The sequence below is a fragment of the Synechococcus sp. W55.1 genome, from assembly GCF_047461655.1.
GTDB lineage: Bacteria > Cyanobacteriota > Cyanobacteriia > Thermostichales > Thermostichaceae > Thermostichus.
Genome location: NZ_JANSHN010000007.1, coordinates 1 through 16,195, shown reverse-complemented (window position 1 = coordinate 16,195; position 16,195 = coordinate 1). Strand labels below are relative to the sequence as shown.

The 16,195-nt window shown below is 57.4% G+C and carries 15 protein-coding genes and 1 pseudogene; 8 read left to right on the top strand and 8 right to left on the bottom strand.

Annotated features, from left to right (window positions below; all coding sequences use genetic code 11):
* Positions 1-70: 70 nt before the first annotated feature.
* On the top strand, positions 71-1,063 hold the full coding sequence (locus NW816_RS04905; RefSeq protein WP_414408430.1) for a tyrosine-type recombinase/integrase: 993 nt from the start codon (positions 71-73) through the stop codon (positions 1,061-1,063).
* 108 nt (positions 1,064-1,171) lie between these two features.
* Here the strand turns inward: NW816_RS04905 and NW816_RS04900 are convergent, their stop codons facing one another.
* Both NW816_RS04900 and NW816_RS04895 read right to left on the bottom strand, forming a co-directional pair.
* Entirely contained in the window at positions 1,172-1,366 is a 195-nt protein-coding gene (locus NW816_RS04900; protein WP_414408429.1) for a hypothetical protein, read from the bottom strand.
* A gap of 151 nt (positions 1,367-1,517) precedes the next feature.
* Entirely contained in the window at positions 1,518-1,943 is a 426-nt protein-coding gene (locus tag NW816_RS04895; protein WP_011433014.1) for a hypothetical protein, read from the bottom strand.
* 94 nt (positions 1,944-2,037) lie between these two features.
* Here NW816_RS04895 and NW816_RS04890 point away from each other — a divergent pair, with 94 nt between their 5' ends.
* Positions 2,038-2,709 carry an exopolysaccharide biosynthesis protein gene (locus tag NW816_RS04890; RefSeq protein ID WP_414408428.1) on the top strand — a complete coding sequence of 224 codons (672 nt, stop codon included), beginning with the start codon at positions 2,038-2,040 and terminating at the stop codon, positions 2,707-2,709.
* Positions 2,710-2,726: 17 nt separating this feature from the next.
* Here NW816_RS04890 and NW816_RS04885 read toward each other — a convergent pair whose 3' ends face one another.
* The 5 genes from NW816_RS04885 to sufB form a co-directional block, all read right to left on the bottom strand.
* Positions 2,727-3,947: an S-layer homology domain-containing protein gene (locus tag NW816_RS04885; RefSeq protein WP_414408427.1), complete on the bottom strand. Its 1,221-nt coding sequence runs from the start codon at positions 3,945-3,947 to the stop codon at positions 2,727-2,729.
* A gap of 251 nt (positions 3,948-4,198) precedes the next feature.
* On the bottom strand, positions 4,199-5,500 hold the full coding sequence (gene sufD, locus NW816_RS04880) for a Fe-S cluster assembly protein SufD (RefSeq protein ID WP_414408426.1): 1,302 nt from the start codon (positions 5,498-5,500) through the stop codon (positions 4,199-4,201).
* Entirely contained in the window at positions 5,497-6,312 is an 816-nt protein-coding gene (gene sufC, locus NW816_RS04875) for a Fe-S cluster assembly ATPase SufC (protein WP_414408425.1), read from the bottom strand. Before sufC ends, sufD begins: the two co-directional genes overlap by 4 nt.
* 97 nt (positions 6,313-6,409) lie before the next feature.
* Positions 6,410-6,808, bottom strand: a complete 399-nt coding sequence (gene mscL / locus NW816_RS04870; RefSeq protein WP_414408424.1) for a large-conductance mechanosensitive channel protein MscL — start codon at positions 6,806-6,808, stop codon at positions 6,410-6,412.
* Between the two features lie 128 nt (positions 6,809-6,936).
* Positions 6,937-8,373, bottom strand: coding sequence for a Fe-S cluster assembly protein SufB (gene sufB, locus NW816_RS04865; protein ID WP_414332217.1), 1,437 nt, complete (start codon positions 8,371-8,373; stop codon positions 6,937-6,939).
* Positions 8,374-8,552: 179 nt separating this feature from the next.
* Between sufB and sufR the strand changes: the two genes are divergently transcribed.
* The 6 genes from sufR to NW816_RS04835 all read left to right on the top strand — a co-directional run bounded on the left by sufR (position 8,553) and on the right by NW816_RS04835 (position 15,827).
* Positions 8,553-9,269: an iron-sulfur cluster biosynthesis transcriptional regulator SufR gene (gene sufR / locus NW816_RS04860; RefSeq protein ID WP_414344186.1), complete on the top strand. Its 717-nt coding sequence runs from the start codon at positions 8,553-8,555 to the stop codon at positions 9,267-9,269.
* A gap of 289 nt (positions 9,270-9,558) precedes the next feature.
* On the top strand, positions 9,559-10,629 hold the full coding sequence (locus NW816_RS04855; RefSeq protein ID WP_414388446.1) for a 3-deoxy-7-phosphoheptulonate synthase: 1,071 nt from the start codon (positions 9,559-9,561) through the stop codon (positions 10,627-10,629).
* Between the two features lie 145 nt (positions 10,630-10,774).
* Positions 10,775-11,221 (top strand): dihydroneopterin aldolase, encoded by a 447-nt coding sequence (gene folB / locus NW816_RS04850; RefSeq protein WP_414408423.1) that lies wholly within the window; start codon positions 10,775-10,777, stop codon positions 11,219-11,221.
* A gap of 30 nt (positions 11,222-11,251) precedes the next feature.
* Entirely contained in the window at positions 11,252-11,833 is a 582-nt protein-coding gene (locus NW816_RS04845; protein ID WP_414408422.1) for a tRNA-(ms[2]io[6]A)-hydroxylase, read from the top strand.
* Positions 11,834-11,867: 34 nt separating this feature from the next.
* The gene (locus NW816_RS04840; RefSeq protein WP_414408421.1) at positions 11,868-13,217 is read left to right on the top strand and encodes a sensor histidine kinase; all 1,350 of its coding nucleotides are present in this window, start codon (positions 11,868-11,870) and stop codon (positions 13,215-13,217) included.
* 309 nt (positions 13,218-13,526) lie between these two features.
* Positions 13,527-15,827, top strand: a complete 2,301-nt coding sequence (locus NW816_RS04835) for a DUF1796 family putative cysteine peptidase (protein ID WP_414408420.1) — start codon at positions 13,527-13,529, stop codon at positions 15,825-15,827.
* Between the two features lie 282 nt (positions 15,828-16,109).
* On the opposite strand, the pseudogene NW816_RS04830 reads toward NW816_RS04835, so the two are convergent.
* A pseudogene (locus tag NW816_RS04830) lies at positions 16,110-16,195 on the bottom strand (IS5/IS1182 family transposase); the annotation flags it as partial.

Below are 16,195 nucleotides of genomic sequence, written 5' to 3'. Positions count from 1 at the left end.
CTCTCTGGACAGCAGCTGGCCACAAGTTGAGGATAAAGTTAAGGGCTAGCAGAGGGATGGAGGTGGCAGGATGAGGGAGCCTCGATCGGGCTGGGCTCAGGAGACCCATCCCCAGAGTCAGCCGACTGGCCCTGTTCCCAGCCTCAGCCATCTGGCGGCGCAATTTTTGCAGGAGCGGCAGCGGGATCTGGCCCCTGCCAGCCGCCGCACCTATCGCATTGCTCTGGAGCAGTTTGCCAAAACTTGCCCGGTGCCGCTGCCCCAGGTGCAGCCTGTCCACGTTCAGTCCTTTTTGAACAGCTTGAAAGGGCGACCATTCCAAAGCCGCTCTGGCCAGCGGATCCATCCGCCCGCTTCCCCGGCCACCTACAACCTGAAGCGGTTGGCCTTGCAGCAATTTTTTGAATGGGCCAGCCAACGGGGCTACCTTCAGGATCCCCTGCCCACTCAAGCCATTCGACCTGCCCGCCTACCCGCTCGTTTGCCCCGCGATCTGGATCGGTTATTGCTACAGCGGGTGTTGCAGCGGGCCCAGAACCATTCTCTGCGCTACGCGGCTTTGATTCGCCTGATGCTGGAGTGCGGGCTGCGGGCCCAGGAGCTGTTGGACTTAACCGTTCAAGATTTTCAAATCAGCCCTGAGGGATCCCTGTTGGAAGTGCGCTGTGGCAAGGGGAGCAAACCCCGCGCTGTGGCAGTAGGGGATCCCCTCTCCGAGCTGTTGCAACAGTATCTGAGCCGAGAACGGGGCCCGTGCGCGCCGACAGATCCCTTGTTTGTTTCCCAATCTCGCTGCTTGGCCTACCGGGGGCGCCCCCTCACCTACGATGGCCTGCGGCATATTGTGCTCAAGCTAACCGAGCCTGAGCCGGGACATCAAACCCCCCACCAGTTTCGCCACAGTTTTGCCACCTTGTTGCTGGATCGCGGCGTTGCCCCCGAACACATTCAGCACTTGCTGGGCCACACAACTGCCGCCATGACGATGCGCTACACCCAGCGGGCCAACTTGAGAGCAGCCATCGCCCGTTCCCGCGAGATCTTGGATCAGGGCTTGGTTTAGGGATCCCTTGGTGTGCTATGGCTTGCATTGTTTCAACTTGGTCAAGTGACAATTTAAAGGTATCGAAACTTTGTATCAAGTTTTCCCTTCCAACAGGGGATCCCGCCTTTACTCGTTGCCCCGATGTCTGGCCAAAGCATCCCCTGCCAGCACCAGCAGCACCACCAGCGCCTGAATCACCTGAGCCACCGCTGCCGGGATCTGCATCCGCACCTGCAACGCCTCTGCCCCAATACTTAAGGCCGAGAACAAAAACGCTGCCACCAATACTCCCACCGGCTGCAACTGTCCCAACAACGCCACCCGAATAGCATCGACATGCTACCCATGCCCAAAGGCAGGAGCCTTACGGCGCATCCCGGTAAGGACGGGGTTTTGGATCCAATCTCTCGATAACGTATTTCCAGCTACTCTTCAGCCCAGGTCTGAGACCACCTTTTTTTCTTGTTTCCCTTCAGCTTTTGGGGATCAGCCGCTTCGGACAGGCAGCACGGATGTGGGATTCGCTCAGGTCGGGCATGAGAGCCAAGGCCCGTTGGGCATCAATCTGGGCTTCGCACACCGCCTCCAACACCTGTTCGGCCATCAGGGAAAGGGGCATATCGGCAGTTTGTTCGGGATCGGTATCCAGGGAAATTTGTCGGACTCCCACAGGGGGGGGTGGCAACACCGGCGGAGCTGCCTGCGGGGACAGGGTGGTGGAAGTGCCCACCTCCAACTGCGCTTCTGCCAGGGCCACACCGCGCCCCACCATCAACAGGGATCCCAGCAACAGGAGCCATCCCAGCCCACGCCCCCCTTTGCGGAACTGAGTCGGAGCCTTCTGCTGTCGCTCAAGGCTGCTGATGTTTACGGCCCTCTTGAACCTGTCACCGAGCATGTCACCTCTCCGAAACCACCCCTTTGCTCAAGATATCCAACACAACTTGAATTTGCAGTAGGCTATCGTTGGCCCTCCAGGTAGTGCCCACCCGTTGCCAAACTTTGCCCGCTCCAGCCCTGCCCCCTCTATGGCCCGTCTGTCTCAAGAGCTAGCCCGGTTTTCCCGCCTTCCCGAGAGCCCAGAGCAACCCGAACCCTCCCCGGAAGGGTTGATCCGCATCGAAGACATTCTAAAACTGGCGGGCGAGCGCAGTTTTGGCTTGTTTTTGGCGGTGCTCTCTTTCCCTTCTGCTTTGCCTCTGCCGGCTCCCGGCTATTCCACTCCCTTTGGCGTGGTCATCCTGTTGCTGGCCGCACAAATGCTGGCAGGGCGAACCACTCCTTGGCTGCCGAAATGGGTGTTGCAGACCTCTATTGAACGGAAGCATTTTCAAAAGTGGGTGCAGGCTGGGATCCCATGGTTGCAGCGCATTGAAAAAATTGCCCGCCCCCGTTGGAAGCAGCTTTGCACCACACGGCTCGGCCAAGTCTGGCTGGGCACCTGGATTGGCTTGATGGGGATTTCCATGATCATCCCCGTTCCAGGCACCAACACCCTGCCGGCAATGGGGGTTTTCGTCACCGCCTTTGGCCTCCTGGAAGAAGACGGGATCCTGTGCAGCTTGGGATCCCTGATCTGTGTGGCAGGGGGGCTGCTGACCACTTCCATTTTGCTCGGCCTGTGGTTGGGGGGAACAACCCTTTTGGATTGGCTGGGAAGATAGCTATGCCAGCACCGCTTTTATCGGGATGCTGGGGCCAGCGCCAGATCCTGAGTGAGGCGCAACTCGATCACCTGATTGGGATCCAGCACCACCACCTGCGGCGCCGTTACATTGCCGATCACCGCTCCGGCCACCCCTGCCCCCAGCACTTCCTCTGTGGCAATGGCATTGTCTCCGGTTACCAAGCCGAGAATAGCGCCTGCTGCTGCACCGATGGCCGCATCCTGAATGATTTTGCCTGTGGTGGTGTAGCGGGGATCCTTGACATCGTGGATGATGTCTGACTGGGCAGCCAAGGGGAACAGTTGGTTGTTGACAATGATGCTTTCCGCCACAAAACGGGTGCCCCCTGGGGCTGGCTCAAAGCGGCCATCCACCCGCGAGCCAAAAGGCACCAGAATATCCCCCTGGGCGTTGCGAATCGGGTTGCGGACGATCAAAGACATGGGCCGGGTTTCGTTGGGGGCAATGAAGAGGCGCTCGTTGAAGGGGGTGGTGGTTTGCATCAGGGTGCCCGCCGCTAGGGTGGAAAGGCGCAGGTCAAAGCCTGGCTGGGAACCGGAGGGCAAGCCCCCTGGGTTTTGTGCCACCAAGGATCCCCGGCTGAGCATGGCCTGGTGGGTGAAGGCTGCCACCTCGGCACGGGTGGCGGGGCGGTTGGGTTCCAAGAGCATCGGGTCTGGATAATTGACAATCAACCCGGCGCGGTTGGCTGCCGCAAGTTGTGCCAGGGCCCAATTGGGGATGGCTGCCGCATCTCGATAGCGGCTGAAGAGATCGCTGGGCTGAGCGGCTGGGATCGCTCCCGTGTTGCCAATGGCGTTGGTCAAAACCACCAGCGCTTCGGTGCGGGTAACGGGCTGCTCAGGACGGAAGGTGCCATCGGGAAAGCCTGCCACCAGGTTGTTGGCTGCTGCCGTCGAGATGGCGCTGGCTGCCCAGTGGGTGGGGGGCACATCCCGGAAGCCGATGAAAGTACCGGAGGTATTGCGGAGGCGGAAAGCGGTATTGACAATGGTGGCAAACTGAGCGCGGGTAACCGGCTCATTGGGGCGGAAGGTGCCATCGGGGAAGCCGTTCAACACTCCTTGAGCGGAGAGGGTCTCAATGTAGGCTTGGGCCCAGTGACCAAAGGTGTCGCGGAAGGGAGCGGCCATGGCCACCTGGCAGTGGATGCCCAAGACAGCTCCCGATAGGAGTATGCCTGCTGCACGTGGAGTTAAAAGAGAGGGAAACATCGTTCGTTCACCGAGTTGTCGTAGCGCCCATCGCTGGGTCAATGGCTACTCTTATTCTGGCTATTTCCTCAGTGATGACAATGGCGGAAACCCTTGCTCTGAGGTAATTTGAGCGTTTCTAACCTAAGATTTGCAGCAAAACGCAACTGCAGAGGATTGATAAGGAAACCCCTAAATCTCTGTCGCGTCAGTGCTGCCTATCCATTACGCCCCAGCCTGGCCACTCTTGAGGGTAATGGGGGAGCAAAAACCTATTGGTTGAATGCATGGGATCCCAACTGGCGGGCCACCAGGGCGGGAAGTTGAGCCAAAGGGATCCCTTCCAGGGCTTCTGCTGCAAAAGCGCAGGTGAGAAGTTGCCTGGCCTCAGCTTGGGGAATACCCCGGCTTTGCAGATAGAAGATCTCTTCCGCCTCCAGTTGGCTGACGGTGGCCCCGTGGGCACACTTGACGTTGTCGGCAAAGATCTCCAGTTGTGGCTGGGTGTTGACCCGCGCTTTGGGGCCTAGGAGCAGGTTGCGGTTGGTCTGGGCGGCGTCCGTCAGTTGGGCCTCTCGGCTCACCAGAATCCGTCCGCTGAAGACCGCATGGGCCGTCTCGTCCACAATGCACTTGTGCAATTGGCGGCTGCTGCCGTGGGGGGCCTGATGCACCAGGCGGGAGTGGGTGTCGCTGTGCTGGGATCCCTTCAGCAGCGTTAGCCCCTGCAGTTGGGTGTGGGCCTGGGCTCCGGCTTGGGTGATCTCCAGGTTGTGGCGAGAAAACTGGGATCCCCACTGAATCGCCTGGAGGCGGTAGTGGCTGTCGCAGCTTTGGCGCACGGCGGTCTTGTTGATGTGGAAGGCTGGGGATCCCTGCCTTTGCAAAATCACATGGTGCAAACGAGATCCCTCTGCCAGGGCGATCTCCGTAACCGCGTTGCCAAAGGGGATCCCGGATCCCAGGGATACATGATCTTCGATCAGCGTGAGGGAGCTGTGGGCTTGCAAAGACAGCAGGCAGCGGGGCTGGGCCAAAACGGCCTCTCCCTCAGGAGCCACCGTTATGAACAGCAGGTGCAGCGGTGACGGAACTTCCTGGCCGGGCTGTAGGCCAATCTGGATCCCATCTCCCAGATGAGCGGTGTTGAGGGCCGTAAACACATCCGTCTTGGCCAGGGTTTGCAGCAACTCCCCTGGGGCTTGGGCTAAAGGGATCACCTGCAAAGCGGTGGGCAGGCCGCTCAAATCAGAAAGCTGGGGGGCAAAGTAGCCGTTGACGAACACGGCGCGGCTGTGGCTGGCTTCCGGCCAAAGCCAGGGCTCTAGGGTTGCCGCATCCAGAGCCGGATCCGCCGCGACAGCCAGGCGAAACTTGTGGGCCAGCAGTGGCGAGAGATCGCTGTATTTCCAATCCTCTTCCCGTGGGGTCGGGATCCCCAGTTCGGCCAATTGGGCGCGGGCCTGCTGCCTAAGGGTGGTGTAGGGATCCTGCCTTTCCGGGATTTGGCCGAGGATGTGCTCCAGGAATAGGCGGCTCTCTGGGGCAAAAGGTTTGGGCAAGGTGGCGCTCATCCCTCTTTCTCCTGCCGAGATGTCGCAGCTGCCGGTTCTTGACCCGACTGAGTTTTGATCCAGTCGTAGCCCCGTTCCTCCAGCTCCAGCGCCAAGGTCTTGTCCCCACTGATGACGATACGACCCCCCTCCATCACGTGCACGTAGTCGGGGGTAACATAGTCCAGCAAGCGTTGGTAGTGGGTGATCAAGAGCATGGCATTCTCAGAGCCGGCCAGTCGGTTGATGCCGTGGGCCACAATGCGCAGCGCGTCGATATCCAGACCGGAATCCGTCTCGTCCAAAATGGCCAGCGTAGGCTCCAACACCGCCATTTGCAGGATCTCGTTGCGCTTTTTCTCGCCGCCGGAAAAGCCCTCATTCACAGAGCGCTCCAAAAAAACGGGATCCATTTTGACAATATCCAACTTTTCCCGTACCAGGTCGTCAAAATCCAGAGCATCCAGTTCCGGCTGATCCCGATATTTCTGGCGAGCGTTGTAGGCGGCGCGCAGGAAATCCAAGTTGCTCACCCCTGGGATTTCGATGGGGTATTGAAATGCCAAAAAGATCCCTGCCCAAGCCCTCTCTTCTGGCTCCATCTCCAAGAGATTTTTTCCCAGGTAGAGGATCTCGCCCCCCGTCACCCTGTAGTCAGGGTGGCCGGCTAAGATCTTGGAAAAAGTGCTTTTTCCAGAGCCATTGGGGCCCATGATGGCGTGGATTTCTCCGGCGCGAATTTCCAGGCTCAACCCCTTGAGAATGGGGGTGCCGTCGATCTCGGCGCTGAGATCTCGAACGGATAAGATAACAGGGCTGTTTTCGCAGATCATAGCTAGACTCTAGAGTTGCCACTGAAGGGCAGGGATTGGAAGGTTAGGGGATCCCTGAACTAGGTTTGGACTTTGGGCCAAAGGATCTCTTACGGCTCTATTGGGAGCGGCGATTGAGGATGTCCCGAATTTCTGCCAGCAAGACCACTTCTGATGGGGGCGATATAGAAGGAGATTCTTCCTCCTTTCGCTGTAGAGTGTTGATCGCTCTCAATAGTAAGAAGAGAGCAAAAGCGATAATCACAAAATCAAACACAGCTTGCAGAAAGCTGCCGTAGTTAATCGTAACTGGATCTTCAGGACTTCCACCGATTTCCCAGGCCAAGTGCTGGAAGTTCACTCCACCAATAATCAAGCCTAAAACCGGAGTAAATAGATCTGCTACGAAAGAAGTCACGATCTTCCCAAAAGCACCTCCAATAACAACGCCAACAGCCAAATCTAAGGCATTGCCCCGGCTGATGAACTTTTTGAACTCCTCCAGAAATGCCCGCATAGGGAACTTCTCCTGCCTAGCCTTTATAGTTCAAAACCTCTCTGCCTTGGGAGTCACCCCTCTCCTGAAATCCCACTGATGTCAGTAGCCTCTCCCCAGCTGCTTAGCTTCACGTCGGGAACAATCCCCTAGCCGACGGATCCCTCTAACTTTAGGCTCAGCAATCGATCGGCTTCTACAGCAAACTCCATCGGCAGTTGGTTGAACACTTCTCGGCAGAAGCCGCTGATGATCATGGACACAGCATCTTCCGCAGAGATGCCGCGGGACTGGAAGTAGAACAATTGCTCTTCTCCAATCTTAGAGGTGGAAGCTTCGTGCTCCACTTTGGCGGTGTTGTTTTGCACCTCGATATAGGGGAAGGTGTTGGCGCTGCACTGATCCCCGATCAACATGGAATCGCACTGGGAAAAATTGCGGGCCCCTTCTGCTTTCGGCCCGATTTTGACCAGACCGCGGTAGCTGTTTTTGGAGTGTCCCGCCGAGATGCCCTTGGAAATGATTTTGCTGCGGGTGTTGCGGCCCACGTGAATCATCTTGGTGCCGGTATCGGCCTGCTGGTAGTGGTTGGTGAGGGCAACCGAGTAAAATTCGCCCACCGAGTTTTCCCCCACCAGCACACAGCTGGGGTACTTCCAGGTGATGGCGGAGCCGGTCTCCACTTGCGTCCAGGAGATCTTGGAGTTTGCCCCCTGACACAGGCCGCGCTTGGTTACAAAGTTATAAATGCCCCCTTTGCCGTTTTCGTCGCCGGCATACCAGTTCTGTACCGTCGAGTACTTGATCTCGGCATTGTCTAGGGCAATCAGCTCCACCACCGCCGCATGCAGTTGGTTGGTATCGAACATGGGGGCAGTACACCCTTCCAAGTAGCTGACGTAGGATCCCTCGTCGGCAATGATCAGGGTGCGCTCAAACTGGCCCGATTCGCCGTTGTTGATGCGGAAATAGGTGGAAAGCTCCATCGGGCAGCGCACCCCTTTGGGCACATAGACAAAGGATCCATCACTGAACACTGCCGAGTTCAGCGCCGCGTAGTAGTTATCAGCAATGGGAACCACACTGCCCAAGTACTTGCGCACCAGCTCCGGATACTCCCGCAGCGCCTCTGACATGGAGCAGAAGATCACGCCTTCCTTGGCCAGCTTTTCCCGGAAGGTGGTGGCTACCGAAACGCTGTCGAAGATGGCATCCACCGCCACATTGGCCAGCCGCTTCTGTTCAGACAAGGGGATCCCCAATTTCTCGAAGGTCTCCAACAGCACCGGATCCACTTCGTCCAGGCTCTTTTTCTTGGGCTGCACCTTGGGGGCCGAGTAGTAGACAATGTTTTGGTAGTCAATGGGCGGGTAGCTGACGTTGGGCCAGGTGGGCTCGCTCATCTTCAGCCACTGGCGGTAGGCCCGCAGCCGGAACTCTAGCATAAAGTCCGGCTCCCCTTTCTTGGCCCAGATCTGCCGAATCACCTCTTCGTTCAAGCCTTTGCCAATCGACTCAGAGGGGATGTCGGTTACAAAGCCGTACTTGTAGGGCTGGTTGACCAGGGCGCGGACGCTCGTAGACATGGATGGCTCTCGGGTAGTGACAGGGTAGAAACGCGACTAAGACAGATGGCCAAATAAAACAACAGAGTTGTTGTTTAACTGATCCTCAGGTTACTTTAGCAATGATCCCGTTGTCAAAATAGCAGAGAGCTGTGCTGGCAGCGGCAGCCGATTAACCCAGTCTAACCAGGAGGGCGAGGGTGGACAGCACGCGCAAGATCACCGGGCAGGTCGCTCAACCCGCTTCGAGTAAGCAGGCCATCTTGGTCTACCTGCGCAAGGCGGGGCAGGCCAACGCCCAAACGCTGGCAGAGCACCTGCGCATTTCTCCCCAGGCCATCCGCCGCCACCTCAAGGATCTGGAGGCAGAGGGGTTGATCCAACATATCGCTCAACCCAATGGCCTAGGCCGCCCCCAGCATCTCTATCAGCTCAGTCCCTTGGGAGAAGAGCAATTTCCCGCCAGCTACGATGAGTTTGCCCTTGGTCTGCTCAACACCCTGGCCGAAACTCTGGGATCCGAGCAGATGGGATCCCTTCTCCACCACCAGTGGCAGCGCAAAGCCCGGGAGTATCAGGCCCAACTGGGATCCGGATCCCTGCGGGAGCGGCTGGAGCGTTTGGTGCAGTTGCGCCAGGCAGAGGGTTACATGGCGGAGTACTACCCCTATCCTGCCGACCTGACTGTGCCGATGGCAGCAGAGGGATCCGAGCCTTACGTCGAGCAGTATGTGTTGGTCGAGCACAATTGCGCCATTGCCCAGATTGCCCACACCTTTCCCAGCGTCTGCGGCCACGAGCTGGAGATGTTTGCTGCCGCCTTGCCCGATTGCCGAGTAGAGCGCATCACCTGGCAGGTGCAGGGAGAACACCCCTGCGGCTACTGGATTGCCAAGCCGGCGGCTCGGTCGGCTTAAGACTTCCCGCTGGTCTCTCCGCCAGGAAACCGGATCCCTGAGGTGTCAAACGAGGTTTTTTCGGGTATAGTTATCTCGTACAGGTTTTAAGTTTGCTCTCCGCATGGTCTGGCGCGCTTCCTTTTTTGGCTACTTTACCTTTCCCTGGCAACGACCAGGGCGGAAGGGTGGCGCGTAAACTAAAGACCTAGGTTTACCCGAGTCAGTCCTGAAGCCCTGAGCCCAGCGCCAGGGCTTTTTTGATGGCTCGACGACCCCATCCACCCACTTGCACACTAAGGACAGTTCCATGCCCCCCCAAACCGACAATTGCAACATCCAAGAGGTGACTCCCTTGATTGCCCCTGCTGCTGTCAAGGCCAAGCTGCCCCTTACGGAAACGGCAGCGCAAGTGGTGCTCTCCACTCGGCAAGCCATCCGCGACATCATCCACGGACGGGATCTCCATCGCTTGGTGGTGATCGTCGGCCCCTGTTCCATCCACGATCCCGCAGCGGCTCTGGAGTATGCCCATCGCCTCAAGCGGGTGGCCGACCAAACTCGGGAGCACCTGGTGATCGTTATGCGCACGTATTTTGAGAAACCCCGCACCACGGTGGGCTGGAAGGGCCTGATCAACGATCCCCACCTGGATGGTTCGTGCGACATTGCCACCGGCTTGCAACTGGCCCGTTCCATTCTCCTGCAGATCAACGAGCTGGGCCTGGCCTGTGCTACCGAGATGCTGGATCCGGTGACCCCTCAATACACGGCGGATCTGGTGAGCTGGGCGGCCATTGGCGCCAGAACCATCGAAAGCCAAACTCACCGGGAAATGGCCAGCGGTCTCTCCATGCCTGTGGGCTTCAAAAACGGCACCGATGGACGGCTGGAAATCGCTCTCAATGCCATCCTCTCCGCCAGCCATCCCCACAGTTTCTTGGGCATTGGCCAAGATGGCATGACGGCTTTGGTAAAAACCACCGGCAACCCGGATCGACACATTGTGTTGCGGGGGGGAGGGGGCAAGACCAACTACGGCCCGGAAGATGTGGCGCGGGCAGCACTGCTGATGAAGGATCAAGGGATCCCTCGCTCGGTGATGGTGGACTGCTCCCATGACAACTCCCACAAAAATTACCGCAACCAGGGATCCGTCTGTCGAGCAGTGCTACAGCAGTACCAGGCGGGGCAGCGGGCTCTGATGGGGCTGATGCTGGAGAGCAACCTCTACCCGGGCAAGCAAACCTGGCAGGAAGGGGCGCCGCTCCAGTACGGGGTTTCCATCACCGATGGCTGCATCGGCTGGGAAGAGACGGAAGATCTGTTGCGGGAGATGGCGGCGACCGTAGAGGGAAGAGCGTTGGCCCTCAGCCATTGAGGGATGGGGATCCCGGAGCCAATTCCTTAGGGAATCAAAAAGGAAATGGGAACAGGGGGCAACCGGCTCCTAAGGTCGAGCCAAGGTTTCGTTGTTTCGTCAGGCCCTGTGGGATGGGGTCTCCAGGTCGAGCTTGGAGGATGTGATGGAGCTACAGATCCCCACCAGTGTCAGCAGCAACAGTCAGCAGCCCTATCCAGATCCCGATCGGATCCCTCGGCAACCCCCTGAGCAGTTGCGGGATCGGCTGATCGTCTCCGGCCTGCGCTACTACGGTTATACCGGTTTTGATGAGGCGGAACGGGCTTTGGGGCAATGGTTTGAGGTGGATTTCGAGTTGTGGGCGGATCTGCGCCCGGCTGCTCTCAGCGGCCAACTGTGTGATAGCCTCGACTACCGTTCTGCAGTGGCCGGGATTGCGGAACTGGTGAAAAGCAATCAGTTTGTGCTGATCGAGAGTTTGGCGGAGGCGATTGCCGAAATGGTGCTGCGGGAGACGGGGGCCAGCAAAGCTAAGATCCGATTGACCAAGTGTCATCCCCCGATCCCGGAGCTGACGGGGCGGGTTACTGTGGAGATCGTTCGTCCCTAAAACTTCTCTTAGCCCTTTTCTACCGACCTTGTGCTTGTTCTAGAACTCGCCTCTCCTACCTCTAAGGACTGGATCGACCAGGCCATCCGGCACATCGATCTGGTCTTGCTAGACCACGCCAACTGTGAGAAAAAAGCAGCGGGCAACGCCCTCAGTCTGCTCTTTCGCTACCCGGCTAACGGGCGTTTGGTGGAAACCCTCTCGCCACTGGCGCGGGAGGAGCTGCAGCATTTTGAGCGGGTGCATCGCCACCTGCAACGGCTGGGGATCCCCATCAAGCCCTTGTCGGCTGCGCCCTATGCCGGTCGTCTGAACCAACACCTGCGCCGCTCCGAGCCGGAGCATCTGTTGGATACCCTGCTGGTGGCAGCCATCATTGAGGCCCGCAGCCACGAGCGCTTGGGCCTGCTCGGGATCCACGCGCCTGACCTGGAGTTGCGGCAGTTTTACCTGTGGCTGGCGGCTGCGGAGGAGCGCCATTGGCAGCTTTATTTGGATTTGGCCTTGGATCAGTTCCCTGCCGATCAGGTGCAGGAGCGTCTCGATACTCTACTCCAGGTGGAAGCCGAGATCTTATCCACCCTTCACCCCGACCCCCGTGTTCACAGCTAGCCCCACTCCGTTCTCCCCCCGCGGTGCAGCTCCCATGTTCCAAGCGACGCGGCAGTGGTTGGCCTTCTGGTATACAACGGTTACGGCAGTGTTGCTGCTGTTGTTTGCCGGCAGCTTCTATTGGTACGTGCAGTCAACCCTGATCGAGCGGGTGGACGATACCCTTGGCCATGTGGTGGAAATTGTCGAGCGGTCTTTGGTGGTGGATGAGAGCCTCTTGGATCCGCAGCAGGCCCGCCGCAGCTTGGAGGCCAGCTTTCGGGATGATCCCAGCACCCTAGAGGACGATCACATCGACTTGGAGTGGTTCGGCCCTCAGGGAACGCTCATCTGGTCCACGGTACCCGGCGGGATCCCTGCCCCCCTATTGACCGAGGGATCCCTGCACACTGCCCGCATCGCTCCTGGGTATTGGCTGCGTCAGTTCACCGAGCCGATCGTGGCCCATGGGAAGCTGCTGGGCTATCTGCGGGTCAGCCATCCTTGGTTTGAGGTGAGCAAGCCAACGCGACAGTTGATCCGGGATCTTTCCCTGTGGGTGGTGGCCGGCTTGACGAGTGTGGGAGCCATCGGCTGGATGCTCTCCGGTTTGGCCATGCAACCCATCCGGCAGTCTTATCAGCAGCTCAAGCAATTTACCGCCGACGCCTCTCACGAGCTGCGCAGCCCCTTGGCCAGCATTCAAACCGCGGTACAGGTGGCTTTGGCGGATTCCCAATTGGATGCCGACACCCGGCAGCGCTGGCAGATGGTGGAGCGGTTGTGTTTACGGCTGGGTCGTCTGGTGGATGACCTGCTGTTTCTGGCCCGCCACGACAGCGGTATGGTGCCTTTCCAACCCCGTTGCTGTGCGCTGGATGCTCTGCTGCTGCAGGTGGTGGAGGAGCTGCAGGGCCTGGCCAACCAAAAACAGATCCGCTTGCAGCTGGAGATTGCTGCCCCTGAGAGCGGGACGGAACCTTCTCCCGCCCAAGTGGATCCCTTCGGTTTTTGGGGAGATGAAGATCAATTGGCCCGCCTGTTCACCAACCTGATTGAAAACGCCCTTCTCCACACTCCCCCGCAAGGAGAGGTGCAGGTGAGGCTGGAACAACGGCTGCGCTCCGGATCCCCAGAGCTGGTGGTACGGGTACAAGATACCGGGCCAGGGATCCCGCCTCAGGCTCTGCCCCATGTGTTCGATCGCTTTTATCGAGCAGATCCGGCTCGCAGCGGGGATCCCGGTCGCCTCTCGGGGTCAGGTTTGGGGCTGGCGATCGTCAAAAGCATTGCCCAACAGCATCAAGGTCAGGTGCAGGTGGAGAGTAAGCTGGGCCAGGGATCCAGCTTTGAAGTTATTTTGCCCCAGCGGCAGTTGGAAATCTGTACCCCAGAGAGAGTCTAAAAGTGCTCTGGAAAACAGACAGCCCTCGGTCAATATGCTAGCTTTAAGCCAAGATTGACTGAGTCTTTATTCAGAACTGTATTAAGAACCGTATTGGCCCAGTTGAACTGGATTTTTGGGTACTAGAGATCTTTCCTTTCCAGATTTAAGAACTTCTCTTTTTCCCGGATAAAACAGCAGAGATGGGATCAGCTCCCAGGCTCTTGCCCTTCTCAGCCGGCTGCTGAGCTGTTGATTGGGTGATGAGTGAGTGCAGTCCGCCCGCGCAGCCCCACAATTTCCCATTGAATCCTGTGCCAGGAAAACGTTATGTATCGCTTCCAGGTTCGTGCCATCACCCAGCCGGGCGAGAGAATTGCCTTGGTGGGATCCAGCGCAAAATTGGGCTCCTGGGATCCCTGCCATTGCATTTGGCTGCAAACGGATCCGACTCGCTATCCGCTGTGGTGGGTAGAGTTGCCGTTGAGCCCGGCAGATGGCGCGCCCGGCCCGCTGTTACCCTACAGTGGATGTTTAAAAGAAACTCCTCGAGTGGAGTACCGATATCTGCGCGTGCAAGCCGGTGGGCAAGTGATTTGGGAATCCACCGCTGTCAATCGCTGGGTGCCCCTTGAACCAGAACCTTTACCGGCAGTTTTGATTGTCGAGGATGGGGAGTTTGGCCAGATCCCTGCCTATCCTTACGGCTATTTTGCCGATCCCATTCCCGAGGTCGAACCTGAAAATTCGCAAGGGCTAAAAGTCGTTATTTTGGGCAGTTCTGTTGCCCTGGGGTGCAGCGCCTGGCTGTTGCGAGGTTGGGCTTGGCTGTTGCAGAAAGCTCTGCAAGAACGCTATGGCCATCAAGTGCGAAATCTCTCTGAACTGGGGGCAAACGTCAGCCGAACTCTGTTGCGGTTTGAACAGGCGGTGATCCCTGAACGTCCTGATGTCGTTATTGTTGCCCTGTCCTTGGGAAATGAAGGCTTGGCATCGGCCTTGCCCCAGCATCGCCGCGCCCTGCAGAGACGGTTTGAAAACGGCCTGCGGCGGTTAATTCAGCGAATTCAAGACATTGGAGCCTTGCCGATCCTGGGGGGGGTTTATCCCCATGCAGACTACGGCCCAGAACAGCATCTTCTTTTGCAGGAGACTCAGCAGAGAATGCTCGACTGGGGATGCCCTGTGTTCAACTGGCTGCCCCATTTGGAAGATGGACAGGGCCGCTGGAAACCAGACCTTGCTTTTGACCCAGCTCACCCCAATTCCAAGGGTCATCAGGTCATGTTTGAGGCCATCGATCTCTCTCTTTTGGATCCCGGCCAAGTTAGTTCAGCTCGTAGAAAGCTTGCTCAACCCGTTGGAGAACGGGTCGTTTTTGCAGATGAGCATGGTTTTTGGGTGACTGCAGAAACAGGCAAAAACCAATTTCGCATCGTGAATATAACTCCCTACCCTTACACCATCACGCCCACTTGGCAACCTTTGCAAGCCGCTTTCCAAAAAGCAGGTCTACAGCCGGGTCTGTATATTGGCAAAAGCGATGAAAGGCTAGGGGATGCTACCTTATATTCCCTTTCCGTACAAGAAGATGGTTCGGTGCAAACCACCCTCTCCGTTCCTGCAGATGCCGATCTGGTCTTCTCCCCAATAGCTCAGTTCTTTTCCTCGGAATCAGTAGAAACGATCTTCGAGGATGGATCGTTGATCCTTCTCAAGCTCAGTGGATCCTCAGAAGGCTCTTCTAATCCCATGCCTCGCCTGTGCGTGATCAACCAGAGCAGTCACGAGTACAACATCCACCCCATGTGGAAGGAAGTGCGGGCCGCTCTCAAAGCCATGCCAGCGGGTGTTTATGAAGATCCGAGCCACCGCGAAGCTCTCTTCCGAACCCTGATGATCGGGGAAGGTGGCCTCGAAAGTCGGGTAAAGGCTGCTCCTGGATCGGTCATGCTGCTGGAATACACCTGTAAATTATCCGATATTCATCGCTTTGCCATTGTGCCGTTAGGGGATCGCTGCGCGGTGCGAATGCTGCTCTACAAGTTGGAATATGACGGGCCTGCCTTTCCTTTTGATTTGACACGCACCAGCAATTTGGCTGATGTGGCCGATATGATCCACAACGAGTTTCAGGGCATGTGGGATCCGCAATATTTACACTACAGTCCTGAAGATCGGCGAATTTACCACAGCAAGTGGACGGGCCTCTCCTTTGGCCATGAGGTGGAAGAGGGGGAGGATCCACTTCAGAATATGGATCCCATCTATGAGCGAATGCGAACTCGCTACGCTGCTCGCGCCAAGCGCTTTATGCATGTTTTGGAAAAAGCTGATAAAGTCTTGTTTGTGCGCACAGGAGGTTGCCGGCGAGAGGCCGTTACTGACTTGATGGATAAGCTATCGACCAAGCGCAGGGGTAAGCCTTTTCTGTTGCTGATTATTTCCCCTCAGTCTTCTGATGAATTTGCCGAGATCCCCAATGTTATTCATTATGAGATGGAGTTGAATCCCGACCGCATGTGCGCAGATCCTGAGCATTGGAAGTACTGCACAGGGCTGATGAGGGATATTCTCCATTCTTTGGGGGTCTCTACCCGAAATCTCTTTTGGTGCCCCCCACAACTATAGGTGTTCTAAGTAAGTTTAAGAGATTGTCCCTCACACCCAACCCTCTTTCCAAAATCAGGAGAGAGGAGCTTGATCTCTGCGAGCTGCTTCACTGTGATCCGGAAGAATGGCTGCTGCTGTAGCCATCAAAAATTACGGTCATTCCGATTCAAGCCAGGACACTGCAGCCGCACCTAAAGCGTTGGTCGCGTCTTCGCGTCAGCATTGCGGAGCAATAATGCACTAAGCCAGAAGGCTTTATCTCAGTAGCCCAGGCGTCTCACCCTAGGTTGTGTTGATCTTTCATTTGATCCAAAAGAGAGCACTGACGAGATAGAGAAAACTCAAGAAGTTCCTGGCCAATTTGTCAAAACGAGAACATAGATGCC

Excerpts from the sequence above, each read along its gene's own strand:
- NW816_RS04885 (WP_414408427.1), bottom strand. The coding sequence starts at position 3,947 with ATGTTTCCCTCTCTTTTAACTCCACGTGCAGCAGGCATACTCCTATCG.
- NW816_RS04895 (WP_011433014.1), bottom strand. The coding sequence starts at position 1,943 with ATGCTCGGTGACAGGTTCAAGAGGGCCGTAAACATCAGCAGCCTTGAG.
- mscL (WP_414408424.1), bottom strand. The coding sequence starts at position 6,808 with ATGCGGGCATTTCTGGAGGAGTTCAAAAAGTTCATCAGCCGGGGCAAT.
- NW816_RS04840 (WP_414408421.1), top strand. The coding sequence starts at position 11,868 with ATGTTCCAAGCGACGCGGCAGTGGTTGGCCTTCTGGTATACAACGGTT.
- NW816_RS04855 (WP_414388446.1), top strand. The coding sequence starts at position 9,559 with ATGCCCCCCCAAACCGACAATTGCAACATCCAAGAGGTGACTCCCTTG.
- NW816_RS04905 (WP_414408430.1), top strand. The coding sequence starts at position 71 with ATGAGGGAGCCTCGATCGGGCTGGGCTCAGGAGACCCATCCCCAGAGT.
- sufB (WP_414332217.1), bottom strand. The coding sequence starts at position 8,373 with ATGTCTACGAGCGTCCGCGCCCTGGTCAACCAGCCCTACAAGTACGGC.
- sufD (WP_414408426.1), bottom strand. The coding sequence starts at position 5,500 with ATGAGCGCCACCTTGCCCAAACCTTTTGCCCCAGAGAGCCGCCTATTC.
- NW816_RS04835 (WP_414408420.1), top strand. The coding sequence starts at position 13,527 with ATGTATCGCTTCCAGGTTCGTGCCATCACCCAGCCGGGCGAGAGAATT.
- folB (WP_414408423.1), top strand. The coding sequence starts at position 10,775 with ATGGAGCTACAGATCCCCACCAGTGTCAGCAGCAACAGTCAGCAGCCC.
- sufC (WP_414408425.1), bottom strand. The coding sequence starts at position 6,312 with ATGATCTGCGAAAACAGCCCTGTTATCTTATCCGTTCGAGATCTCAGC.